This window comes from Breznakiella homolactica (assembly GCF_016616095.2).
Taxonomy (GTDB): domain Bacteria; phylum Spirochaetota; class Spirochaetia; order Treponematales; family Breznakiellaceae; genus Breznakiella; species Breznakiella homolactica.
Genome location: NZ_CP067089.2, coordinates 3,970,741 through 3,990,989, shown reverse-complemented (window position 1 = coordinate 3,990,989; position 20,249 = coordinate 3,970,741). Strand labels below are relative to the sequence as shown.

General features: G+C 54.4%; 19 protein-coding genes. 1 reads left to right on the top strand and 18 read right to left on the bottom strand.

What is annotated here, in order from left to right; translation table 11 throughout:
- Nucleotides 1-97 precede the first annotated feature (97 nt).
- The 18 genes from JFL75_RS17980 to JFL75_RS17895 form a co-directional block, all read right to left on the bottom strand.
- Entirely contained in the window at nucleotides 98-670 is a 573-nt protein-coding gene (locus JFL75_RS17980) for a carboxypeptidase-like regulatory domain-containing protein (RefSeq protein WP_215628053.1), read from the bottom strand.
- Nucleotides 670-2,409: a hypothetical protein gene (locus JFL75_RS17975; protein ID WP_215628052.1), complete on the bottom strand. Its 1,740-nt coding sequence runs from the start codon at nucleotides 2,407-2,409 to the stop codon at nucleotides 670-672. The genes JFL75_RS17980 and JFL75_RS17975 overlap by 1 nt, the downstream gene beginning before the upstream one ends.
- Nucleotides 2,399-3,319, bottom strand: a complete 921-nt coding sequence (locus JFL75_RS17970; RefSeq protein WP_215628051.1) for a hypothetical protein — start codon at nucleotides 3,317-3,319, stop codon at nucleotides 2,399-2,401. The genes JFL75_RS17975 and JFL75_RS17970 overlap by 11 nt, the downstream gene beginning before the upstream one ends.
- Entirely contained in the window at nucleotides 3,316-3,735 is a 420-nt protein-coding gene (locus JFL75_RS17965; RefSeq protein ID WP_215628050.1) for a PulJ/GspJ family protein, read from the bottom strand. Before JFL75_RS17965 ends, JFL75_RS17970 begins: the two co-directional genes overlap by 4 nt.
- The gene (locus tag JFL75_RS17960; protein WP_215628049.1) at nucleotides 3,735-3,941 is read right to left on the bottom strand and encodes a hypothetical protein; all 207 of its coding nucleotides are present in this window, start codon (nucleotides 3,939-3,941) and stop codon (nucleotides 3,735-3,737) included. The genes JFL75_RS17965 and JFL75_RS17960 overlap by 1 nt, the downstream gene beginning before the upstream one ends.
- Nucleotides 3,910-4,359 carry a type II secretion system major pseudopilin GspG gene (gspG, locus tag JFL75_RS17955; protein WP_215628048.1) on the bottom strand — a complete coding sequence of 150 codons (450 nt, stop codon included), beginning with the start codon at nucleotides 4,357-4,359 and terminating at the stop codon, nucleotides 3,910-3,912. The genes JFL75_RS17960 and gspG overlap by 32 nt, the downstream gene beginning before the upstream one ends.
- A 9-nt stretch (nucleotides 4,360-4,368) precedes the next feature.
- Nucleotides 4,369-5,571: a type II secretion system F family protein gene (locus tag JFL75_RS17950; RefSeq protein ID WP_215628047.1), complete on the bottom strand. Its 1,203-nt coding sequence runs from the start codon at nucleotides 5,569-5,571 to the stop codon at nucleotides 4,369-4,371.
- Nucleotides 5,571-7,049, bottom strand: a complete 1,479-nt coding sequence (locus JFL75_RS17945; protein ID WP_215628046.1) for a GspE/PulE family protein — start codon at nucleotides 7,047-7,049, stop codon at nucleotides 5,571-5,573. Before JFL75_RS17945 ends, JFL75_RS17950 begins: the two co-directional genes overlap by 1 nt.
- A 3-nt stretch (nucleotides 7,050-7,052) precedes the next feature.
- Nucleotides 7,053-9,224 (bottom strand): secretin N-terminal domain-containing protein, encoded by a 2,172-nt coding sequence (locus JFL75_RS17940; protein WP_215628045.1) that lies wholly within the window; start codon nucleotides 9,222-9,224, stop codon nucleotides 7,053-7,055.
- Nucleotides 9,221-9,646, bottom strand: coding sequence for a prepilin peptidase (locus JFL75_RS17935; RefSeq protein ID WP_223292848.1), 426 nt, complete (start codon nucleotides 9,644-9,646; stop codon nucleotides 9,221-9,223). Before JFL75_RS17935 ends, JFL75_RS17940 begins: the two co-directional genes overlap by 4 nt.
- A gap of 231 nt (nucleotides 9,647-9,877) precedes the next feature.
- A complete protein-coding gene (locus tag JFL75_RS17930) occupies nucleotides 9,878-11,278 on the bottom strand; it encodes a lactate racemase domain-containing protein (protein WP_215628043.1) in 1,401 nt (466 codons plus the stop codon).
- The gene (locus tag JFL75_RS17925) at nucleotides 11,275-12,561 is read right to left on the bottom strand and encodes an iron-containing alcohol dehydrogenase (protein WP_215628042.1); all 1,287 of its coding nucleotides are present in this window, start codon (nucleotides 12,559-12,561) and stop codon (nucleotides 11,275-11,277) included. Before JFL75_RS17925 ends, JFL75_RS17930 begins: the two co-directional genes overlap by 4 nt.
- A gap of 13 nt (nucleotides 12,562-12,574) precedes the next feature.
- Nucleotides 12,575-13,465: a 4-hydroxy-tetrahydrodipicolinate synthase gene (gene dapA, locus JFL75_RS17920; protein WP_215628041.1), complete on the bottom strand. Its 891-nt coding sequence runs from the start codon at nucleotides 13,463-13,465 to the stop codon at nucleotides 12,575-12,577.
- A 10-nt stretch (nucleotides 13,466-13,475) separates the two neighbouring features.
- Nucleotides 13,476-14,588, bottom strand: coding sequence for a mandelate racemase/muconate lactonizing enzyme family protein (locus JFL75_RS17915; RefSeq protein ID WP_215628040.1), 1,113 nt, complete (start codon nucleotides 14,586-14,588; stop codon nucleotides 13,476-13,478).
- Nucleotides 14,589-14,662: 74 nt separating this feature from the next.
- Complete coding sequence (locus JFL75_RS17910) at nucleotides 14,663-15,334, bottom strand: GntR family transcriptional regulator (protein WP_215628039.1); 672 nt, start codon at nucleotides 15,332-15,334, stop codon at nucleotides 14,663-14,665.
- Nucleotides 15,335-15,350: 16 nt separating this feature from the next.
- Nucleotides 15,351-16,202 (bottom strand): carbohydrate ABC transporter permease, encoded by an 852-nt coding sequence (locus JFL75_RS17905; RefSeq protein ID WP_215628038.1) that lies wholly within the window; start codon nucleotides 16,200-16,202, stop codon nucleotides 15,351-15,353.
- 2 nt (nucleotides 16,203-16,204) lie between these two features.
- Complete coding sequence (locus JFL75_RS17900) at nucleotides 16,205-17,086, bottom strand: carbohydrate ABC transporter permease (RefSeq protein ID WP_215628037.1); 882 nt, start codon at nucleotides 17,084-17,086, stop codon at nucleotides 16,205-16,207.
- Between the two features lie 67 nt (nucleotides 17,087-17,153).
- Nucleotides 17,154-18,455 (bottom strand): ABC transporter substrate-binding protein, encoded by a 1,302-nt coding sequence (locus tag JFL75_RS17895; protein WP_215628036.1) that lies wholly within the window; start codon nucleotides 18,453-18,455, stop codon nucleotides 17,154-17,156.
- Between the two features lie 273 nt (nucleotides 18,456-18,728).
- On the opposite strand from JFL75_RS17895, the gene JFL75_RS17890 reads away from it, so the two are divergent.
- Nucleotides 18,729-20,240 (top strand): carbohydrate-binding domain-containing protein, encoded by a 1,512-nt coding sequence (locus tag JFL75_RS17890; protein WP_215628035.1) that lies wholly within the window; start codon nucleotides 18,729-18,731, stop codon nucleotides 20,238-20,240.
- Nucleotides 20,241-20,249 lie beyond the last annotated feature (9 nt).

Genomic DNA, 20,249 nt, shown 5'->3' with positions numbered 1-20,249 from the left:
TTACCTTTTAAATACAATTTTATATTTTATTATATCGTTTAATTAAGTTATATCCCGTTATTAACAAAAAAACAATATGTAATTGTTCGTATGCCGATTAATTTGCCCGGTCCCGTATAAGCTGCAGAAGAGCGGCAACCGGCTCCTCCCGGTTACCCATTGCGGCTAAAAGCTCCAAAACCTCCGCAGCCTCGCGGTCCCTTTGCTGGAGATAGCGGGAAACGGCTTTAAGATATAGTACATCCGTTCGGTATGGGTCAAGGACCAAAGCCCGCTCAAGGAAATCATCGGCCGCGGCAAATCTGCGGCGGTCCAGGGCATCCTCCGCCATGGTCAGCAGCTGCGACGCGTTTACCATTTTAAAGTACAGCACATTCATCGGGTCATAGGAAAACTGCTGTTCAATGGGCTCATACCCCGCTTTCGTCAAACTGACCGCATATTCGCCGGGTTTCCGGAAATCCAGTACAAAGCGGCCCTGCGTATCCGACTCGGCGATTTTTTTTTCATTAATGAATACATGTACTCCGCTGACCGGGATGTTTTCATGGTCGTAAATCATAGCGAACATCATCCCGGAGTTGTCCGTGCCTTTGGCGTTTTTTACGGTGCTGCAGGAAACACAGAATATACACAAAAGAAAAAACGCAGCTGGTACTTTCACCTTCATTATCGCCTCCTCCGGATTTCATAGGTATTCCCGTCAATATACGCTTCGATATTGCCGGAATCCAACATACGGTACCGGAAATCACCGGCGCCGCCGTGGACAAGCCTGAGTATCTGTCCGGTTCTCGTGTTTTTTATGTAAATACTTTCTCCCGCGGCGTCACCCACATCCCCTAAATACTCAAGCCACGAAGCCGTTTCGGTTTTTTTCGGCTCCGGCGGCGGAGGTGGCGCGGCAGCGGCAGGCGCGGGGGGAAGCGCAGGGGCTGAATAGTAATTCCTGCTGATGGCCGCAATCGGTTTCGGCAGATACGCGCCGCCCACGGGCTGCGGCACTGCCTGCGGAACGGTGAAATCCATGGCGGCGTCTGGCTTTACCCGGATCACCACATCAAGCGCGTCCTGGGGAGCAAGATTCCTGATCTGGACCAGGGAGAACTCCCATCCTTCAGTCCCCAAAGAAGCTTCCTGAAGAAATCCGAAGAATCTCACGCTGCGGGCCCTGATGGAAAATTCCATTTCCCGGCCGCTGTCGCCGTGAAGATACTGGTACGAGTTGATCAGGCACCCGGATTTTTCCAGCATGGAACGGATACGAGCGCCGAAGACAGACGCGCTGAAAGGACCGGCCCCCCGGTTCCGGCCGCGCATTTCCGCGGTGATCCGTTCCAGGGCGGCGATCTGATCCGCCGCTGACGCGCCGGTATCCGCAATTTCCGTTACCGGAACAACGGAACCGCTCACGGTAAACCGTTCCCGGCTTCCCGAGGGGCGGATCTGCTGGAGCCGGGAATCCCGTACCCTGGGATGCTGCTCAAAGGATTCCAGGACCGCCAGGGAATCCGGCGCGTAGGCATCAAACTGAAAGAAGTTTTCCTTTATGGTCGCCGAAAGTATCTGGGTTCTTCCGTCGAGGCAGTCGGATATAACTTCGGCAATTTCATAGGGTCCGGCTTTCTGTTCAGCGGCTAAAAGCGCGTATTCCTGCCTGAGTTCGGCCAGGCGCTGCGCCTCCCGACGGGCTTCCTCATTTTTCCTGTCGGACAGTTCCTGAGCCCGGCGGATGTCCGCCGATTCCGCGTCGAGATGCTGCTTATACTGGTATCCCAATGATGTACCGGCGAACAGAATACTCAGCCCCAGAAGGACAAGCAGAACCCTGCGTTGGCGCCACTCCGGGGTTAGCTCGGTAAACAGCGCTGTGCCCCGGGGTCCCGCAGCGCGCAGTTCCTTTTCAAGATTATACAGTGTGTATTCGTACTTAAAGCAGTTCTTTTTGATCAGTGAGGTGTCGCCCTCGGTACAGAAAACAGCGACTCTGGCCTTGCCGTCCGCATACAGGCGGTGAATCTTGTCCGTCAGATCCTTATCGTCCCTTCTTTTTACGGTGGATCCGCACAGGACACCCTGTTCTATCCGGATCTGCTCAGTCCAGGTATCGCCGATGTACAGAACATCGGCATCCTGCTTTTTAAGGCATTGCTTCACAAGCAGGGAAGAAACAGGCAGCGGTTTTCCCGCGAAGGATTCATCGAACACATAAACAAGGTATGAGTATTTTTTGGGGCTGTTTTTTCTGACGGCAATTACGGCCCTTTCGATATCTCCGGGATACACACCGTGAAGATAGTTCCTGACCGCGGCCGCGAGGTCTTTTCCCGACAGACGGGGAATATCCACGGTAAACAGTGAATAGGCGGTCCGCGGGATAATGTCTTCCGGGGTCAGGTTACGGCTCATGGATGAACCTCCGGCCGACCAGTTTGTATTCACTTATCTCCTGGCGTTTTCCGTCCCTGACCGGAATCGCCGCGGCCACGGCTTCGGTGAACAATCCCTTTTTTGCCGAAAAACTGATCCGCCAGAAAGCCGTCTTTGTCCCGAGGTAATCGAAAATATCGTGGGTCACCGGCACATCGAGGAGGGAGGAAATATCCGCGGTGCCCATGGGCCCCTCGCGCAGCCGGTTAGCCAGAAGTTCCATTTTATGTTCCGCCCTCTCTATTTTAAAGGAACCGCGGGTCACCAGAGGAACAAGAATTTCGGGATCGATCATATTAACATTCATCATAGGAAAATCATTGATCAGCGGGAAAAGCCGGTCATAGCTGGTTGTATTAAAGGACGTTACGATAAAGCGGTAGGCAAAGGAATCGGTCTGGGTTTCGGGGACCCATCCGTACGATACACAGGCGTCCCAGGCTTCTTCTTTGACAAAGGATTTCCATTGGTCTTTTTTAACCGAAAGGCCATGGAGGTCGCGCCAGTCAATAAAATCCGCCGCCGTGTCATTTATAAAAATGAATTTGCTGAGTTTTTCATCCGCCAGTTCACCATCGGAAAGAAAATCCAGGTGATACCCGCTGGAAACATCGGTTATTTCCAGACCGTACGCGGAATACCGGACCCGGAGATCATCCAGGACCGCGCTGTCCGCTGCGTCGTATTCAAAACCCGTGAGTTCCTGCATATCCGCAACAATGTTTTTCAGAAGAATTTCCGAATCCAGCTTTCCCCGGAATTCGTTGGTATTCCGCTGAACATAGGTCTGGGTTACCGCCGTATACAGCGACCCTCCCGCGAGAATAGCCGCGAGAAAAAACAGAATTATCACTGCGCCGAATTCAACGGCGCCTTCGTTGTGGCTCACCGTACCCTCTCCACCACGGGAACAGCGGGAAACAACGCGGAAGTCTGCATTGTTCTGCCGCCGATCTCGTAGGTAACCTTTACCCCGCAGGGAAGCCCCGCGGAGGTATACATGGATTCAACAACCGTAATGTACTTTCCCGCCTCCGACCGCCAGAGGCTGTTTTTGAATTCCGCAATATACGGGGAAGAATACGCCCAGTACGGGATATGGAGCTCCTCCGCCTGGTTCCGGATAAAACGGTCTACCCGGATAATTTCCCGGGCGGCATTGGCCGCCGCCGCGGATTTTGCGGAAGCCTTCATTGCCGCGGTAAAGGCAAAGATAACGCAGCCGCTGATAATAAGCATAACCGCGATGGATATCAAGGTTTCCATCAGCGTAAATCCGCCGTCCCGGTCTGTTTGCAGTATCATTACTTTACCAGTTTCTGTATTTCCGTATTCCGGTATCTGACTTCATCCTGGACAGTCCGCAGGATCACCGCGCTTCTGTGGGAAAACACCGCCATACCCGCAAGGAGCGAAGCAAAACAGATGAGGACAATAAACATAACCACCAAGCCGCGGAGCAGGACGTATCCGCCGTCGTTAATCGCTCCAGGAGGTGATATCCGCGTCATTTTTTTCTCCCCCTTCCCTCCCGTCGGCCCCGAAGGACCGTATGCTGTAGGGTAAATTGTTCTGCCCGGGAACAAGGTACTCATAATCGTTCCCCCAGGGATCCTTGGGGACATTCTTGTACATATACGGCCCGGACCAATTAGCACTTGACGGTTCCACCGACGGTTTCTGCCACAAAGCCGCGAGTCCCTGTTCGGTGGTGGGATAACGGCCGCAGTCAATGTAATAGGATTCCAGGGCAATGCTGAAGGAATCAATCTGGCTCCGGGCGGTGGCTATCCGGGCTTTATCCAGGTACTGTATGGCCATAAAACCCACCGACGAGGTGAGGATCAGCACAATCGCGATAACAATGAGCGTCTCCATAAAAGTCCAGCCGCCGTCATAAAGGGGATTGCTGTTATTTTCCGTATCCATAAACCTTCCTTATATAATCCTGCCGTACAGCGAAAACACGGGCAGCACAAACTGCACCACCAGAATGAGTACAATAATACCGATCAGCAGTGTGAGAACGGGTTCGATCATTCCCATCATTTTTTCAGAGGAATGGTCCACGGTCCCCTGAAAATACTCGCGGATCTGGGAAAAAACCGGCTCCACCGCGCCGGTCCGCTCCCCTACGGCAATCCAGGTACCGATATATTCCGGAAATTCCCCGTGGGCTTTGAACGCGGCGGAAAGTTTTTCCCCCCGCAGAAGCATCCCATGGACCGATTCTATTGCCCTGCCGAAGGCCCTGTTGCTCACCACCGAGGCGGATTCCCGCAGGGCGGTACTCACCACTATTCCGGAACCGGTGAGCATTTCCATGGCAAAGGAAAAATCCAGGGTCTGCACCGACCGGACAAAGGGACCGATCACCGGAAGCGAAAGAATGATCCGGTCGGTGAACAGAAGGAAATGGGGCGACTTTTTCCGGAAGATCAGGACAAGCGCCGCGAAAGCCAGCACCGCCGCAAAAAAGCCCAGGGAAATCCAGAGGGACGTGTATATCCTGCCGATCTCCAGCCCAAGGTCATCCCCGGAGCCGGTATTAAAGGCGGAAAATATTTCCGACATCCTGGGCATGACGTAAAACAGGATACCGAGACATCCGGCGGCGGCAATAAACAGTATGAGCATCGGATAGAGCATGGCGTTGCCCAGTTTACCCCGCAGCATTCTTTCCGATCTGAGATACGATCCAAGCCGGACAAACACGCCGGCGACGGAACCGGTTTTTTCACCCAGCCGCACCAGGGACTGGTAAAGCGGGGAAAATGACGGTGCGTACATTTTAAGGACCCGGTGGAAGGGCACGCCGCGGCGGACCCCCTGGAGCAGGCCCTCGGCGAGTTCCGCGGTTTTCTGGCCCCCCGCGATGGACCGGCACAGATCCAGCCCGTCCTGGATGGTGACCCCCGACTGCAGCAGGGATGCCATTATTTCCGTAAACTCCAGAATGGTGTCCCGGCGGAAGTGTTTTTTCGCCCGGTATAATTCTGATTCCTCCACCACCGTATAGGAAACGAGGAACTGTCCGGAACTGCCGCAGGCCGCGATAAGTTCCTTTTCGCTGGAGGCTTCCCGGATGGTATCCGTTTTTTTGCCGTCCCTGCCGACGATGATGCAGCGGTAATGGGCCATCAGAACAACACCTCCCGCTCCGCCTCACTGAAGGTGGTAATACCGGCGGCAACCTTGCGCAGGGCGTCCTGGGCCATTATTTCCATTCCCGCGTCCCGGGCGTACCGGAGGATTTCGGCGGCGGGGGCCCGCCGGACAATCATCTCCTCCGCGGCGGGGTCCGCCGTAAATACTTCACTGACCACGGTACGGCCTTTGTACCCGCTGTACCCGCACTCTCCGCATCCGGCGGGCTCAAACATGGACGTTCCTTCGATACCGTACTGCGTGTACAGGGACCGCACTTTTCCCGGAAGCTTGACCTCCTTTCTGCAGGAAGGGCATACCCGGCGGACGAGACGCTGTGCCACGGAGCACCGCAGCACCGCGGCGATAAGGTACGGTTCCAGCCCCATATTCTCAAGCCTGGCTATTACGGAAATACTGTCGTTGGTATGAAGGGTTGAAAGAATCAGGTGCCCCGTAAGGGCGGAACGGACCGCCAGTTCCGCGGTTTCCCCGTCCCGGATCTCCCCGACCATGATAACATTCGGATCCTGCCGGAGCACCCGCCGGAGCATACCTTCAAAAGAAAGCTGGATGGCGTCGTTTATCTGTACCTGGTTGATCCCCGGGATAAGCTGTTCCACCGGATCCTCGATGGTGATGATTTTCAGATCCGATACCGGGAGCGTTCCCAGGAGCGCGTGGAGCGTGGTGGTCTTGCCGCTTCCGGTGGGACCGGTCAGCAGTATAAGGCCGTATGGCTGGCGGATACCGGCGCTGATGCGCTCCAGATCAGCGGGAAAAAATCCGAGTTCATCCAGCCCCAGACGTTTGGTGGATTTATTAAAAATACGCAGTACAATGGATTCGCCGTTGGTGACGGGTATAACGGAAACCCGGAGGTCTATGGCGGTATTTTCCACCGCCACGGTCATGCGGCCGTCCTGGGGGAGCCGCTGCTCCATGGTGTTCATATCGGCCATGATTTTTATTCTGTTTGAAATTGAATGGAACAGGGATCTGTCTATTTTTTTTACGATCCGCAGAATTCCGTCAATACGGTACCGGATATGCACGGAATCAGCCTGGGCTTCGATGTGGATGTCCGACGCTTCCAGACGGATCGCGTCAATACAGATTGAATTAATGATATTGATTACCGGCGCGTCTTGGGTGATAGTATCCAGGGCGAAATACGAATCCTCCGGGGAAGCCTGACCGGGAACGGATGAGAGCGGTTCTATATCCGTGGTCTCTCCGATAAATGAGGCGAATTCCGCTTTGCCCACGGAAAAAAACACCACCTTTTTGGGAAGATGGAATCCTTCCAGGTATTCAAAAACATCTTCCCCGCTTCCGTCCACCACGGCGACACGGACTTCCTGTTCGTCTTCGGACAGCTTAACCGCCCCGCGGCGGCTGATAAATTCCCGGGGGTACTGCTGTCCGGCATCGGAGGTAAATTTAAATTTCTGCAGCGTCACCCGGTCCATTTATCAGGGCCTCTCCTGAAGAATGTATTTCTTGAAATACTCTTCATTCTTTTTTGCGTAATCAGCGGCCGTGGTTTCTCCGTGATGCACGTACGGAACAATGTATATCACCATCTCGGTGGTGATGTCGGATATATCAATATCCTGGAACAGCTTTCCGATCAGGGGAATGCTTCCCAGGAAGGGAACTTTTTTTATGGATTCGACTTTTTCAACCTGCAGAAGGCCGCCGATAATTATCGGGGTTCCCGACTTGGTCCGGACCTGGGTATTGACCACCCGTTCCGACGTGGGCGGCGGATTCGTCGTGGCGCTCGTATTGGCGCCGCTCTCATCCTGCTTCGACACCGTCGCGTTGACCTTCATGGTTATCATACCGTCACCGGAAACCCATCCGTTGACCCCCAGAACCAGACCGGAGGTAATCTCCCGGGTTGTCCCGGTGTACAGGGGCTTTCCGGTTTCCGGATCGATGGTCGTATCCCGGTACCGGAAGGTTGTGGTATTTTCAAACTTTATATCCTCCCCGGAAATTCCGTTGAGGGTGGTATCCGCCAGCACCCGCGCCTTGTCCTCGCCGATCTGCAGGTTGAGCTGCAGGGCGAGCTGGTACCCCAATTCCGAGATAATATCGAAGTTGACGTTAAGCAGATTTGAGAAAGTACCGGACACCACCGTTGACGCCGCATCGTCGCTGGTATTTACCGTCAGGGATTTGTTCCAGGTGGTGTTGTCACTCCGCTGGTACTGGATAACCAGCAGCTGGTACCTGATCTGGGGTTTCGGCTGGTCAATCAGTTTGAGGTGTTCCAGGAACTGTTTCTGTTTTTCCTCGGATCCCCTGTAAAATACGAGTGTCGGGTCGGCGGTTACCGTAAGCTCATCCTTGCCCACCGACGGCGGCAGATACTGCAGCAGTTCTTCACTCTTGATATACTTAAGGTGAACCGGAAGGCCGACGCCGCGCCGGTCGATCAGGGTAATGTAATCCTCAAACTGCCGGCCGGTTTCCGGAGAAACCTGTACGACAAAGGCGTTGGTATCGGGAATGACCAAAGGCCCGGCTGCGGACAGTTCCCGGGGCAGGAGTGAAATAAAGTCTCCCACGGAAAGATACTGGATTTCGAACCGTTTAAAATCCTTGTCCTCCACGGGAACATCCAGCATCGCCAGGAAGTCCGCGATGGGCTGTATTTCTTCGGTGCTCCCGGTGAGGTAGACCGAATTGGTTTTCTTGTCGGTCCGCATGTAGGAGGAACTGCTGTAATCCGCCGGCAGAAGGTTCGAAATGTCCTCCACCGCCACGTGTTTGAGCTGCATCACAATAATGTTTTTTAGCTTCTTGAGGATATCCTTCCGCTGGACCTCGAAAATATAGTAAATGCCGCCGTTCTCAACGTAATCGCAGTTGCCCTGCTCCAGGACGAGCCGCAGCAGCTGGTCGAAGGGCTTATCCTCAAAATACAGATTCTCCAGGGTGGTATCGATACGCTGGAGCAGCGAATACTCCCGGCTCCCCGTGCGGAACAGCAGGGCAATAATCGCGGAAAAAGCGCCCCGATGTATATTCATGGAAAAAAGATCGCCGTTGCGGGTTATGGAGGAACTGCCGAGCCGGGAGGCGCTGCCCGACGAAGGATCAGCCGCCCGTTTAAGATAAAACGCGTTATTTTCTTCAACCAATGAATATTCTGGGTATTTTTTAATGATAATTTCCAGGATATCCCTGGGGGTGCTGTCCTGGGTATGGACCGTGATTGTCGCCCTGGGAAGGGCGTCGTACAGAATGGTTCTTCCAATGCTGCGGGAAAGGTTTTTTACGAGCATCTCTATGTCGACTTCCTCCGCCGCCACATTGAGGGATGTCCCCTGGTATTCGATCTTCATCCGCGAAACATAGTAGGCGTTGTTTCTCTTCTCGCAGAACAGCTTGCAGGCATCGGTAAACCTGAAGAGGGCTTCCTCAAATTCCGAATCGCTGAAATAAAACGTCGCGGTTCCCATAACGGTCTCATCCACAATGATGGACTGTTTTCCCATATCCGCCAGAACCATGAGAATATCGGTTATATTCTGGTTCCTGAAATCCATTTTCCGGATAGTCTGGGTATAGCCCAGGGCCGAAACCAGGAGAAACACGCAGACCAGGGCGGTATGTTTAATAGAACGTTTCATAGAGAATCCAGCAGATTGAAATTGATTTGAAGCGCCGCCAGGGAACCGATTCCCAGGAACGGCGCGAAGGGTATTTTAACCGAGGCGTTCCAGCGGCTGAACTTTATCCCCGCGAGATACACGGCAATACCGCCGAGGGAGGCAACCGTAAACGCCCAGAGGCTTTTATCCAGCCCCAGGGCGTACCCGAGAACCGCGGCGTATTTAACGTCGCCGTATCCCATTCCGCCGGTAAAATAATAAAGGGAATAAAAAACACCGAAGCAGACCGCTACAGAGGCGAGCCGGCCGCAGAAAAAAGACACATCCCGGGAACGGTCCAGAAAAAGCAGGGACAGAAAAAAACAGAGTAAAATCATATCAGGAATACGGAGTGTCTTTATATCAATAAGGCTGATAATAAAAACCCAAAAAACAACCATGACGGTGCGCATACCGCTGCCTTCCCAAGAAAAAATACAAATAAACAACTGCCGTTTTTTAGATTGTTTTTTTCAGATACGCGTAAGACTAGTATATCATCATGGGATGGCTTTACCAAGGAAACATATTAATTTTTTGAATCAAATATATCTATTACTTCCAATAAGGTTATCAAAAACAGAAGAAAATTAGTATTTTTTTATTTCTATTTATATATAAAAACAATCCGTTTATTTATCCTGTATGCAGGGGATGCCGTAAGGACCGTCGGACAGATACGCAACGGACAGGGCGGCCCGCTGTTCCGGCGGATACGTTTCGGCCGCCGCCCGGAGGGCCGCCTCGATAAATGCCGGAATGTCCCGGAGGTCCGCGGTATCCCGCCGGTCCGCCGGCAGAAGCAGGCGCCCGTCACGGCCGGGAATTATCTCGGCGTACCGCCGGTCGATCTGCGGCGCGAAGTAATAGAAATGTTCCATGGGTATCCGGCTGAACAGTTTCGCCCACATCTGTACCTGCCACTGTTCGGGGATGAAGGTCCAGTCCGCGGATGTAATCATCCGGAGGAATTTTTCGGGGCCGTTTAGTTTGAGGAGCTGGAGAACCGTCCGGTACTGGAGGGAGCCCACGGGATTCGCCGTATCCGTATTGTCCGCCGCCACGATCAGGTGGCCCTTTTCCTTAAGGGCGGCAATGGAAGCGACTCCGACCTTGGCGGCCTGATAATGGTTAACCCCCACAAATCCGGCATGGGAAATTACGATATCGTACTGTTTTTCCAGCAGTATACCGACATAGCTCCGGACCTTCTCCGCCGCGGCCCGGTGAGCCGCTTCCAGTTCCCCGGCAAAAACTCCGGTTATATTGAAGGAATGATCCAGGGTTACGTTTACGATAAAATCAGCCCCAGCCCTGCGGGCGACTTCCAGGGATTCCTCATGGCAGGGATTCCCGTCAAGCACCAGATCCCGGGCCTCCGGATGGGCCATCATATCGGCGCCGTGGAAGACAAAGGTACTTTCCTCACCGATAACCCCGGGGCAGACCGACTTGCGGCCCCCGGAAAAACCCGCCATAAAATGGCTTTCCACAAGGCCGGTGAGTATTTTCAGATCCGCTTCAAGATACTTCCGGTTGATATAGATTCTGCCGCCCCGGCTGGTGGTACCCAGATCCGTCAGATTCGCCGTATCCTTACAGTCGTGATTTTCGACAGTAATACCCAGGCGGAAAATTTCAGGATCAACCATAGCCCGGATTTCCGTGTCAGTCATAGCCCGGTGGGTGCCGGTAGCGACAATAACGAGAATTCCCCCCGGTTTAAAGCCTTCCCGGAGAAGCAGTTCCACAACCGGCAGGAGAATACCCTGTTCCCCGGAATAAGGAACCGGCCGGGTATTGTCGGAAACGAGAATTACCGCCCGGGGCGGTTTTCCAGATTCAATAGAACGGTCCAACGCATCCCGGGCAAGAACCGCCAGGGGCGGCGATGAAACAGGATTATCCAGGGACGCGCGGATGGCTTTTCCGGGATTCTCGATACTACCGGGGGAAGCCATTCTGTATATGTCTGTCCCGTCAGGCAGCGGGATGTCTATGCCGCCGCCCAGAGGAATCTGTACTGACTTCATACCATTAAGCGTATCATAGAAAAATCACCCTGTACAGCTGACTGGAGTATCGGCCCCATGTAATCCTCTACCAGAGCGGCGGTCAGGGGAACGGGCATGTTCCTGAGCTTCATTTCCAGCTGCGGATCTTTTGCGGCGTCCAGGGCTTTCCGGATATAACTTTCGTCAAATCCCGGAAGATCCCGCAGGGTGACCGGAGCGCCGATAGCCTTTCCGAAGGCAATCATTCCCCGGGCCACAGCGGTTCCGAGTTCCCGGCCGGTCAGACTGTCCAGGTCTTCGGGAATATAGCCGTATTTTTTGAATATACCGCCCACCAGGCGGAGCTGTTTCTCAATAACCGGGGAAAAGAATACCGCGTAGTACGGGTTCATAATACCGCAGGCTTTTCCGTGGCTGGTGAGGTCCACCAGGGAAAAGCTCGTCAGATGGGCGCCGTTGGTGCCGCCCACCATGATGGCGTAGCCGCCAAGATCCGTGGCCATTCCGATGGCTTCCCGGGCTTCCATGTCGCCGGGGTTCTTTACCACCCGGGGGGCGTATTCCGCGGTCAGGCTGATGGCGCATTCGGTTATGGACGCGGCGAGATCGTACTTGTCCGCGGAAACCCCGGAAAAAACCTCAAAACAATGGGCAACCGCGTCCAGGGCACCGTCAACGGTAACACCCACGGGCATGGACGCGGTAACATCGTAGTCAAACAGCGCCTTGGGCGGCGTAATCGCGTCGTCGACAATGAGTTTTTTCTGTCCCGCCACCGGGTCGGTCACATTGGAATATTTCGTAAGGTGCGCCCCGGAGCTGGCGGAAGTCTGCACCGCGATGACCGGCAGAAGCTTGGCGCCGGTTTTTGTCAGGGCTTCCGTCACGAGGCCGGTTCCGAAATAGGCTTCTATCTCAGGGGTGTTGTCCTTTCCCAGGCAGGCCAGCACATTTGCGGCTTTGCACGCGTCAATGGCCGAACCGCCGCCCACGGCGATTATGCAGTCGGGCTTGTGGTGAAGAATATAGGTTTCTATCCGGTATACATCTTCCCGGGGCGCGTTTGGTCCGGCGTCGGGAACAATCGCTCCGCCCGCCAGGGAGACCCCGGCTTTTTCCAGGGATGCCGCGACCGCATCGGCGGTCGCTTTCATGTAGGTGGTATTGCAGACCAAAAGAGCTCTTTTTCCGTATCCCGCGGCGAGGCGTCCTATTTCCGGGAGTACCCCCCGGCCGAAAATATATGAATCCCCTTTCCATGCGGAAAGCAGCTTTTTCGCTTGTTCAAACAAATCGTTCATCGGTCGGCTCCTTTCAGATTAATTTCATTTCCTTCATTATTGACTGCAGTTCCGCTTTTTCGTTGGGGAGCAGATCCCGGATCGGCTTTACGCATCCGCCGATATTGAGGCCCAGCATGTTGAGGGCTTCCTTGATAACCGCCGGGAAGGTACCGATATTGAAGGCCAGCCGGAGCGGCGCCAGGGCAAACTGGGCCTCCAGGGAACCGGCGTAATCCCCCGCCTGGAACCGGTCGTAAATTTCACAGCACAGCCGGGGAGCAACGTTGGCGCAGGCGGCGATCGCCCCGGTGGCGCCGTACTGCAGCCCCGCCAGGATCTGGGTATCCCGGCCCTGAAGCACGGCGAATTCCTTCCGGTACCGGGTCAGACGGATATATTCCGCGGTCAGGGTAAAATCCCCGGAACTGTCCTTGATGCCCACGATATTGGGAATGCGGGAAAGTTTTTCCACGGTCCCCGCGGATATGGTAACGCCGGTCCGCGGCACATTGTTGTACAGGATAATCGGCAGTTCGGTTTCCGAAGCAATAATCCGGTAGTGCTCGTACAGGTCGTCCTGGCTGGGAGAGATAAACATGGGGGTGAGGATTGAAACCGCGTCGACCCCGCAGGATTCCGCCATTTTCGTCAGGGCGATGCATTCCTTGGTCGTAATCGCGCCGGTCCCCGCGTACACCGGAACCTTCCCGGCGGTTTCATCAACCGTCGTTTCGATAAGGGCCCGCTTCTCGTCCTGGGTCATGGCGTAGAATTCACCGGTGGTCCCTATTACGAAGATTCCGTGGACACCGCCTTCAAGAAGAAAGCGGATTATCCGCCGCAGGGCGGCATGGTCGACTTGCTCATCCGGGGTCATGGGGGTCACAACTGCGGGGATGATTCCCCTGGGTATAAAACTCATTTTTTTCACCTCAATATGTTTGGAATCGTACGTAATTTTCGTTCCGGATCGCGTCCATGTCCGGCTCAAAGCCGAGGCCCGGCGTATCGTCGAGGACGATAGCTCCGTCCTTCACGGTGAATGACTTTTTAAAGAACCGTTCCTTGATATCAAAATTTTCCACGCTGAATTCCTGGATCAGGAAGTTCGGCGCCGTGGCATCCACCATCGCGGAGGCCATGGTCACCACGGGCCCGCTGGAATTGTGGGGGGCGAATTTCATAAAGTAGGTTTCCGCGGCGGCGGCGATTTTTTTGGTTTCCAGGATACCGCCGCAGTGGGAAAGGTCGGGCTGCACCACCGAGAGGAACCCCTCCTCCAGCAGAGCGCGGTAGGCGAAGCGCGTAAAGGACCGCTCCCCCGCCGCGATGGGAAGCGGGGAAAGGGCGGCCAGCTTCCGGTACCCCGCAAAGTCATCGGGATGCATGGGTTCCTCCAGGAACATTGGCCGGTACTGTTCGGCGCCCCGGGCAAAGGCAAGGCCGCCGTCAAAACTCAGGGAACCATGGAGTTCGATGAGAAGTTCGATTCCGTCGCCCACGGCTTCCCGCACGGCTTTGAGACAGGCCAGTCCGGTTTCGACTTTTACCCGTTCGCCGGCATTGTCGGGGGCGGCCTTGAGGGGATCCCATTTGATGGCCTTAAAGCCTCTCCCCACCACGGCTTTGGCGTCCCGGGCAAAGTCGTCACAGGTTTTCGCGTCCATGAACCAGGTATTGGCGTAGAGGGGAATGGTGTCCCGCATTTTCCCGCCCAGAAGATTGTACACCGGCACCTTGAGATGCTTTCCGATAATATCCCACATGGCCATTTCGATACCGCTGATTGCGGTATTAAACACCGCGCCGTTGCGCCAGGGGTCGCGGGTAAACGTTGTATGAAAGAATTTCTCTATCTCAAACGGCGACATCCCGATCAGGACCGGAGCCAGATGGTGTTCGATGGTTTCCTTTACCGCCATTTCCTTGTTGCGGATTGTCGCCTCGCCGATGCCGCTGATTCCCTCATCGGTGTCCACCACGACAAAAATGATGTTGCGCCATACTGAAAAATGCATATAGGTTTTAACGCCGGTAATCTTCATCCTTGCTCCTTTCCTGTTTTAACGGCACAGCAGCGGCCGGTTATTGTATAGCGCCCGGAAACTTTCACGGGCAGTTACGGATTGTCCGTTTCCTCCTGAATGCCGGACACCACGTCGCTGGCGCTCCGGCGGATATGGCATTTAAGGGCCCGTTCCGCTTCCTCGGGATTGCGGTCCCGGATGTGGCGGAATACAGCCCAGTGGTCGCGGCTGCCGCTCCGCCGTTCCTCCAGAGTCTGCAGCGCCGACCGCCGGAAGGAATAATCGAATGAAACGAGCCGCTCAATAAGCAAAATCAGATAGCTGTTTTTCGTGGCGTCCCTGATTCCCTTATGGAACTGGGTGTTCAGCGCCACCAGGGCGTCCAGGTCGCCCCGCTCAATAGCCTTATCTCCCTCGATGAGTACCCCCTCGAGTTTTTCGAGATCATTCTCGCTGATGGTCTGGGCCGCGATATACGCAGCGGATCCTTCCAGGGCTGCCCGGATAAGGGCGGTGTGTTCCAGGCTCCGCCGGGCAAAATCGGAGATAGTCGTTCCGCTCCGGGCCTTCGTAATGAGCAGCCCCTCGGCCTGGAGTATCTTGAACGCCTCCTTGACCGGAGTGGCGCTCACGTTCAGCATACTGCAGATGCCGTTGACCGAAATTTTCTGCCCGACCTTCAGCTCACCTGAGATTATTCCCCGACGGATGGTATCCGCAACCTGGTCTGATATAGGCAGCGGAACATCTATTTTTTCCAGCATTTTTACATTCTCCCTTTCATTGTTTTACGCTCCCCGCGGTCAGTCCCGCGAAGAAGTACTTCTGGAAGAATAAGAATACCAGAATAAGGGGTATACTGGCGAGGAGGCTCGCAGCCATCATTTCGTTCCAGTTCACCTTGGTATCCTCGATCATCTGGCCGATTCCGATGGATACGGTCTTCATCTTCTCAGATGTGGTAAGGACCAGGGCAAACTGGAATTCGTTCCAGCTGTTGATAAAGGCGTAGATTGCCGTCGCGGCCAGCCCCGGCAGGCAGAGCGGGAAAATTATCAGCAGGAAGGTTTTGAATTTTCCCAGACCGTCGATGCTCGCCGCGTCATCCAGCTCCCGGGGTATGGACTTGAAGTAACCGTACATGAGCCAGGTGCACAGCGGGGTCTGGAACGAGATATAGACCAGGATGAGTCCCATGTATTTGTTGATGAGGCCGTACGCCCGGAGAATGCGGAAATACGGTACCAGCATGATCACCGAGGGAAACATCTGGGTCACCAGGATGAATCCCAGGAACGCCCCGACTCCTTTGAAATTAAACCGGGAAACACCGAACCCCGCCAGGGTCGCTACCACCAATGTCAGGGCCGTGGCTGAACAGACAACGATGGTACTGTTCTTGAAGTACGTACCGAAGGAGTAATCGGTGAGCACCGTCTTATAGGCGGTAATATTAAAACTTTTCGGCAGCAGCGTGGGCGGGATTGCGAAGGTCTCAACCACGGTTTTCAGGGAGGTAATCACCATCCATAATACGGGGACCAGCACAATCAGGCATCCTAAAAGGAGGAAAGCTATCGACACCACAGGAAATCTTTTCCGCGCCCCAGAAATTCTTTTCCGTTTTCCCATGATTATTTCTCCTTCACCAGTTTGCGCTGGATAATGCTGAGCACCATGATGATGATGAACACCAGCACCGCCCGGGTTGATGATTCCCCGAACCGGAGGTATTCAAAGCCTGTTTTGTAAATATCAATACTGACTACATTGGTCGCGTCCACGGGACCGCCGTAGGTAAGGTTCCATATAATAGTAAAGTGTTTAAAACACCACATGATCTCCAGCATAGTCGCGGTGGACAGCACCGGCATGATACCGGGAAGCACCACATGGACAAACCGGCTCAGCGGGCCGCATCCGTCCATTTCCGCGGCTTCGTATAATTCATCCGGGATCGTCTGGAGAGCCGCCAGAATCATGACAATCATGAAAGGAAAACCCTTCCATATACATACCACCACCACCGCGGCCATAACCGTGCTGGTATTGCTCAGCCATTCCACGGGAGCCTTAATGATATGCAGGGACATCAGGATGTGGTTAATCAGGCCGTACCCGGAATTGTAGAGCCATTTCCAGAGCATGCCGATGACCACATCGGGGAAAAACCAGGGCAGTACCATGATCGACCGGAAAACCGGACGCAGGGGCAGGCGCTTGTTGTTGAGTATCATGGCAAACCCGGTCCCCAGCACTACCCGCCCCAATACGGTGCTGAAGGTAAATACAAAGGTTCTTCCCAGGGACTGGTAAAACGAAAGGTTGGTTATTACCCGCTGATAAAAACGGAAACCCACAAAGTTCCATTTGTTGACCAGGTTGGTATCAAAAAAACTGACGTATATTCCGTACAATAGGGGATACATGATCATCATAACCAGGACGAACAGGGCGGGAAAAATAAAGAAATACCCCATCCAGTTCTGCTGCAGCCGGTAGGTTGATGATTTCATAACGCCTCCTTGGGCGACGGCTCCATAGGCGGAGCTGCCGGGATTTATCCCGGGCAGCTCCGGTACTTTAGCTGTTCTGGTTTATGATAGTCTGGATCTGCCGTCCCGCGTCGGTGACTTCTTTCTGGATGTCAATGCCGGGGTTGAGCATGATCTTCTGGTAGGTCCTGCCCAGTACGGTTCTGATTTCAGGATAGAAGGGAGCGTCGGGAACCATTTCCTGGGTGGCGACACTTTCGTTAAACCCTTTGAAGAGCGGGGTCTTCATGTAATCGGCGTCGCTGGCGTCCTTGAAACAGGGCATGCGTCCGGTGGTTTCCACCCATTCCACCATACGGTCCTTGGTGGTCAGGAACTTGACGAATTCCACCGCTTCTTTTTTTACTTTGCTGCTGGGATTCATGGAGAAACCGAGTACCGAAAGCGGGGTATACCGGGTGACACCCATGGGAACAATTACGCTGCCGAGCTTGCCCCGGAGGGAAGGATTCATGTCAAAGACTTTTCCGGTGGTATGGGGGCCGGAGATGATGAGGCCGATCTGCTCGCCGGCGAAAAGGCTGACATTCTCGTTGAAGCTGTTTTCCAGGCTCCCCGGGGGAACGACGTTGTATTTTGTCTTGAGTTCGGTGAAGTACCGGAAGGCGTTTACGCTGGCGGGGGAACCGATTTCGGTTTTCCACTGGCCGTTTTCAAAGTACAGATCCCGGGCGCCGAAGCCCCGCAGAACCTGGACAAAGCGCCACTGGCCCGAATCGTCATTGGTTCCCACCATGCCGAATCCCCAGCGGTCAATCTTCCCGTCCTTATCGGTATCTTCGGTAAAAGCCTGGGCGATTTTGAGGAAGTCATCCCAGTTCTGAGGTTCGGACAGGCCCTTTGCGGCCAGCCAGTCCGACCGGTACAGCACCGCGTTGGGAGCGGTATACCAGGGATAGATTACCAGTTTTCCGTCGATGGTGCAGCTTTCCCGGATAGCGTCCAGGATGTTGTTTTTTTCCGCCGCCGAAAGATACGGACCAAAGTCATCGGTGATGCCCATGTCGTACAGTTTGCCCCGGAGATTTTCGGTATTCACGAAAAGGTCCGGCAGGGAATCCGCCGCCGCGAGGGTGGTAATTCTGGTGAGGGCCTGGTTCATGGGAACCCCCAGCACTTCAATGGTAACGTTGGGGTTGGCCGCCTGGAATTCGGCGATGTATTTCTCCGCCAGGGGACCTTCGGGGTTCTGGGTCGTAACCGTGGTCAGAACGGTGACGGTAACCTTTCCGTCACCGCCGGCGGAACCACCCTTCTCACCGCCGCCTCCGGCAAAAACAAGGCTGCCAATGACCAATGCCATTAATAATACTAAGCAAATTCGTTTCATTTTCCACTCCTTATTGCTCTATTGGTATCTGAGATCTCAGATACCAGTTAAAACAGAATAAACCGGTATTGCGGTGATGTCAACAAAAAAAGTTTCAAAACCCTGCTTTTTAAGGGATGATTTTTCCGTATACTTACTATATAAGGAGTAATTATGCATATAAAAAAAGCAGTAATTACCGGGATATTTCTGATTCCCTTTTTCGCAGCCGCAGCCTGCGGGGCAGGAAACCAGGATTCCCGGGAACAAAAAAATACAGTTCCGGATATTATTATGGAAGAGAATACTACACGGATCACCCTGAAGGGCTCCGCAGCGGAAGCGGACGGTCCCGGGGTGCGGATCGACGGATCGGCCGTGACCATCACCGGGGGCGGTGTATATATTCTTGAGGGAACCCTCCGGGAAGGCCAGATTCTCGTCAGCCCCGGGAATGCTGAAACGGTCAGGCTCGTGCTCAATGGGGCGGAAATTACCGGAAAAACGAACGCCGCTATTTACAGTCCTTCCAAAGCGTCCCTTTTTATTACTTTGGCGGAGGGGACCGAAAACACCCTCCGGGACGCCCGGGAGTTTATCTACGCCGATACCGAAGCTAAAGAGCCCGACGCGGCGCTTTTCAGCAGCGGCAATCTGACCATAAACGGGACCGGGGCGCTGACGGTAACCGGCAATTACCGGAACGGAATCGGTTCTAAAGACAGCCTTCTCATTGAGAACGGAACCATATCGGTCGGCGCGAAAAACCACGGAATCCGCGGAAAGGATTCCGTGACGGTTCTGGATGGGAATTTTACCATCACCGCGGGGAATGACGGAATCCAGACCAGCAATGACAAGGACCCTGACAAAGGCTGGGTTTCCCTGCAGGGCGGAACCTACCAGATTACCAGCGATTCCGACGGCATCCAGGCCGAGACAGCCCTGACCGTGTCGGGCGGGAATTATGCCATAACCAGCGGCGGCGGGAGTACCGTTGTTCCGGATGATTCCAGCCGCAAGGGGCTCAAGGCGGGAACGGATCTCACTGTTACGGGCGGAAGCTTTACCGTAAACAGCGCCGATGACGCGGTCCATTCCAACGGGAACATAACAATCGGCGGTGGGAGCTTCCGGCTCGCCACCGGGGATGATGCCGTCCACGCGGACCGGGATATCGCCATAACCGGCGGGGACATTACCGTAACAGCAAGCGTGGAAGGTATTGAAGGAAACACCGTCACTATCTCCGGCGGAACCATCAACCTTGTTTCCGGCAATGACGGTATCAATATCACCGGTGACCACAGCGGTCAATGGCTCAGCATCAGCGGGGGTGCGATTACGGTCGACGCGGAAGGAGACGGCATTGATATTAACGGCAGCGGAGAAATTTCCGGAGGAATAATTCACATCCATGGACCGGTGCGCAGCATGAACGGTGCCCTGGATTACGACGGGACCCTGGCTATGACCGGGGGAACACTGTTTGCCGCCGGCACCGACCGTATGGCCCAGTCTCCGAGCCAGTCATCCAAACAGCCGTCCCTGATGATATATTACACCGCGACCCAGCCGGCAGGCACGGCGGTGGCGGTATTGGATTCCGGAGGAAAAAAACTGGCGGAGTTTACAGCAAAAAAGGAATTCCGCAGTATTGTCATCAGTATTCCGGATTTTAAAACAGGGTCCGCGTACACGGTGCGTACGGGGTCTTCCCTGTCAACCGGGACAGTTCTGACGAGACCGGTTACAGCGGTCAATGACAAGGGGTCCGACGTGCCGGCGGGAAGGCGCTGGCGCTGAGAGGAAATT

Coding starts and splice junctions, on each gene's coding strand:
- JFL75_RS17980 (WP_215628053.1), bottom strand. CDS start 670: ATGAAGGTGAAAGTACCAGCTGCGTTTTTTCTTTTGTGTATATTCTGT.
- JFL75_RS17975 (WP_215628052.1), bottom strand. CDS start 2,409: ATGAGCCGTAACCTGACCCCGGAAGACATTATCCCGCGGACCGCCTAT.
- JFL75_RS17965 (WP_215628050.1), bottom strand. CDS start 3,735: ATGATACTGCAAACAGACCGGGACGGCGGATTTACGCTGATGGAAACC.
- JFL75_RS17960 (WP_215628049.1), bottom strand. CDS start 3,941: ATGACGCGGATATCACCTCCTGGAGCGATTAACGACGGCGGATACGTC.
- gspG (WP_215628048.1), bottom strand. CDS start 4,359: ATGGATACGGAAAATAACAGCAATCCCCTTTATGACGGCGGCTGGACT.
- JFL75_RS17950 (WP_215628047.1), bottom strand. CDS start 5,571: ATGGCCCATTACCGCTGCATCATCGTCGGCAGGGACGGCAAAAAAACG.
- JFL75_RS17945 (WP_215628046.1), bottom strand. CDS start 7,049: ATGGACCGGGTGACGCTGCAGAAATTTAAATTTACCTCCGATGCCGGA.
- JFL75_RS17940 (WP_215628045.1), bottom strand. CDS start 9,224: ATGAAACGTTCTATTAAACATACCGCCCTGGTCTGCGTGTTTCTCCTG.
- JFL75_RS17935 (WP_223292848.1), bottom strand. CDS start 9,646: ATGGTTGTTTTTTGGGTTTTTATTATCAGCCTTATTGATATAAAGACA.
- JFL75_RS17930 (WP_215628043.1), bottom strand. CDS start 11,278: ATGAAGTCAGTACAGATTCCTCTGGGCGGCGGCATAGACATCCCGCTG.
- JFL75_RS17925 (WP_215628042.1), bottom strand. CDS start 12,561: ATGAACGATTTGTTTGAACAAGCGAAAAAGCTGCTTTCCGCATGGAAA.
- dapA (WP_215628041.1), bottom strand. CDS start 13,465: ATGAGTTTTATACCCAGGGGAATCATCCCCGCAGTTGTGACCCCCATG.
- JFL75_RS17915 (WP_215628040.1), bottom strand. CDS start 14,588: ATGAAGATTACCGGCGTTAAAACCTATATGCATTTTTCAGTATGGCGC.
- JFL75_RS17910 (WP_215628039.1), bottom strand. CDS start 15,334: ATGCTGGAAAAAATAGATGTTCCGCTGCCTATATCAGACCAGGTTGCG.
- JFL75_RS17905 (WP_215628038.1), bottom strand. CDS start 16,202: ATGGGAAAACGGAAAAGAATTTCTGGGGCGCGGAAAAGATTTCCTGTG.
- JFL75_RS17900 (WP_215628037.1), bottom strand. CDS start 17,086: ATGAAATCATCAACCTACCGGCTGCAGCAGAACTGGATGGGGTATTTC.
- JFL75_RS17895 (WP_215628036.1), bottom strand. CDS start 18,455: ATGAAACGAATTTGCTTAGTATTATTAATGGCATTGGTCATTGGCAGC.
- JFL75_RS17890 (WP_215628035.1), top strand. CDS start 18,729: ATGGAAGAGAATACTACACGGATCACCCTGAAGGGCTCCGCAGCGGAA.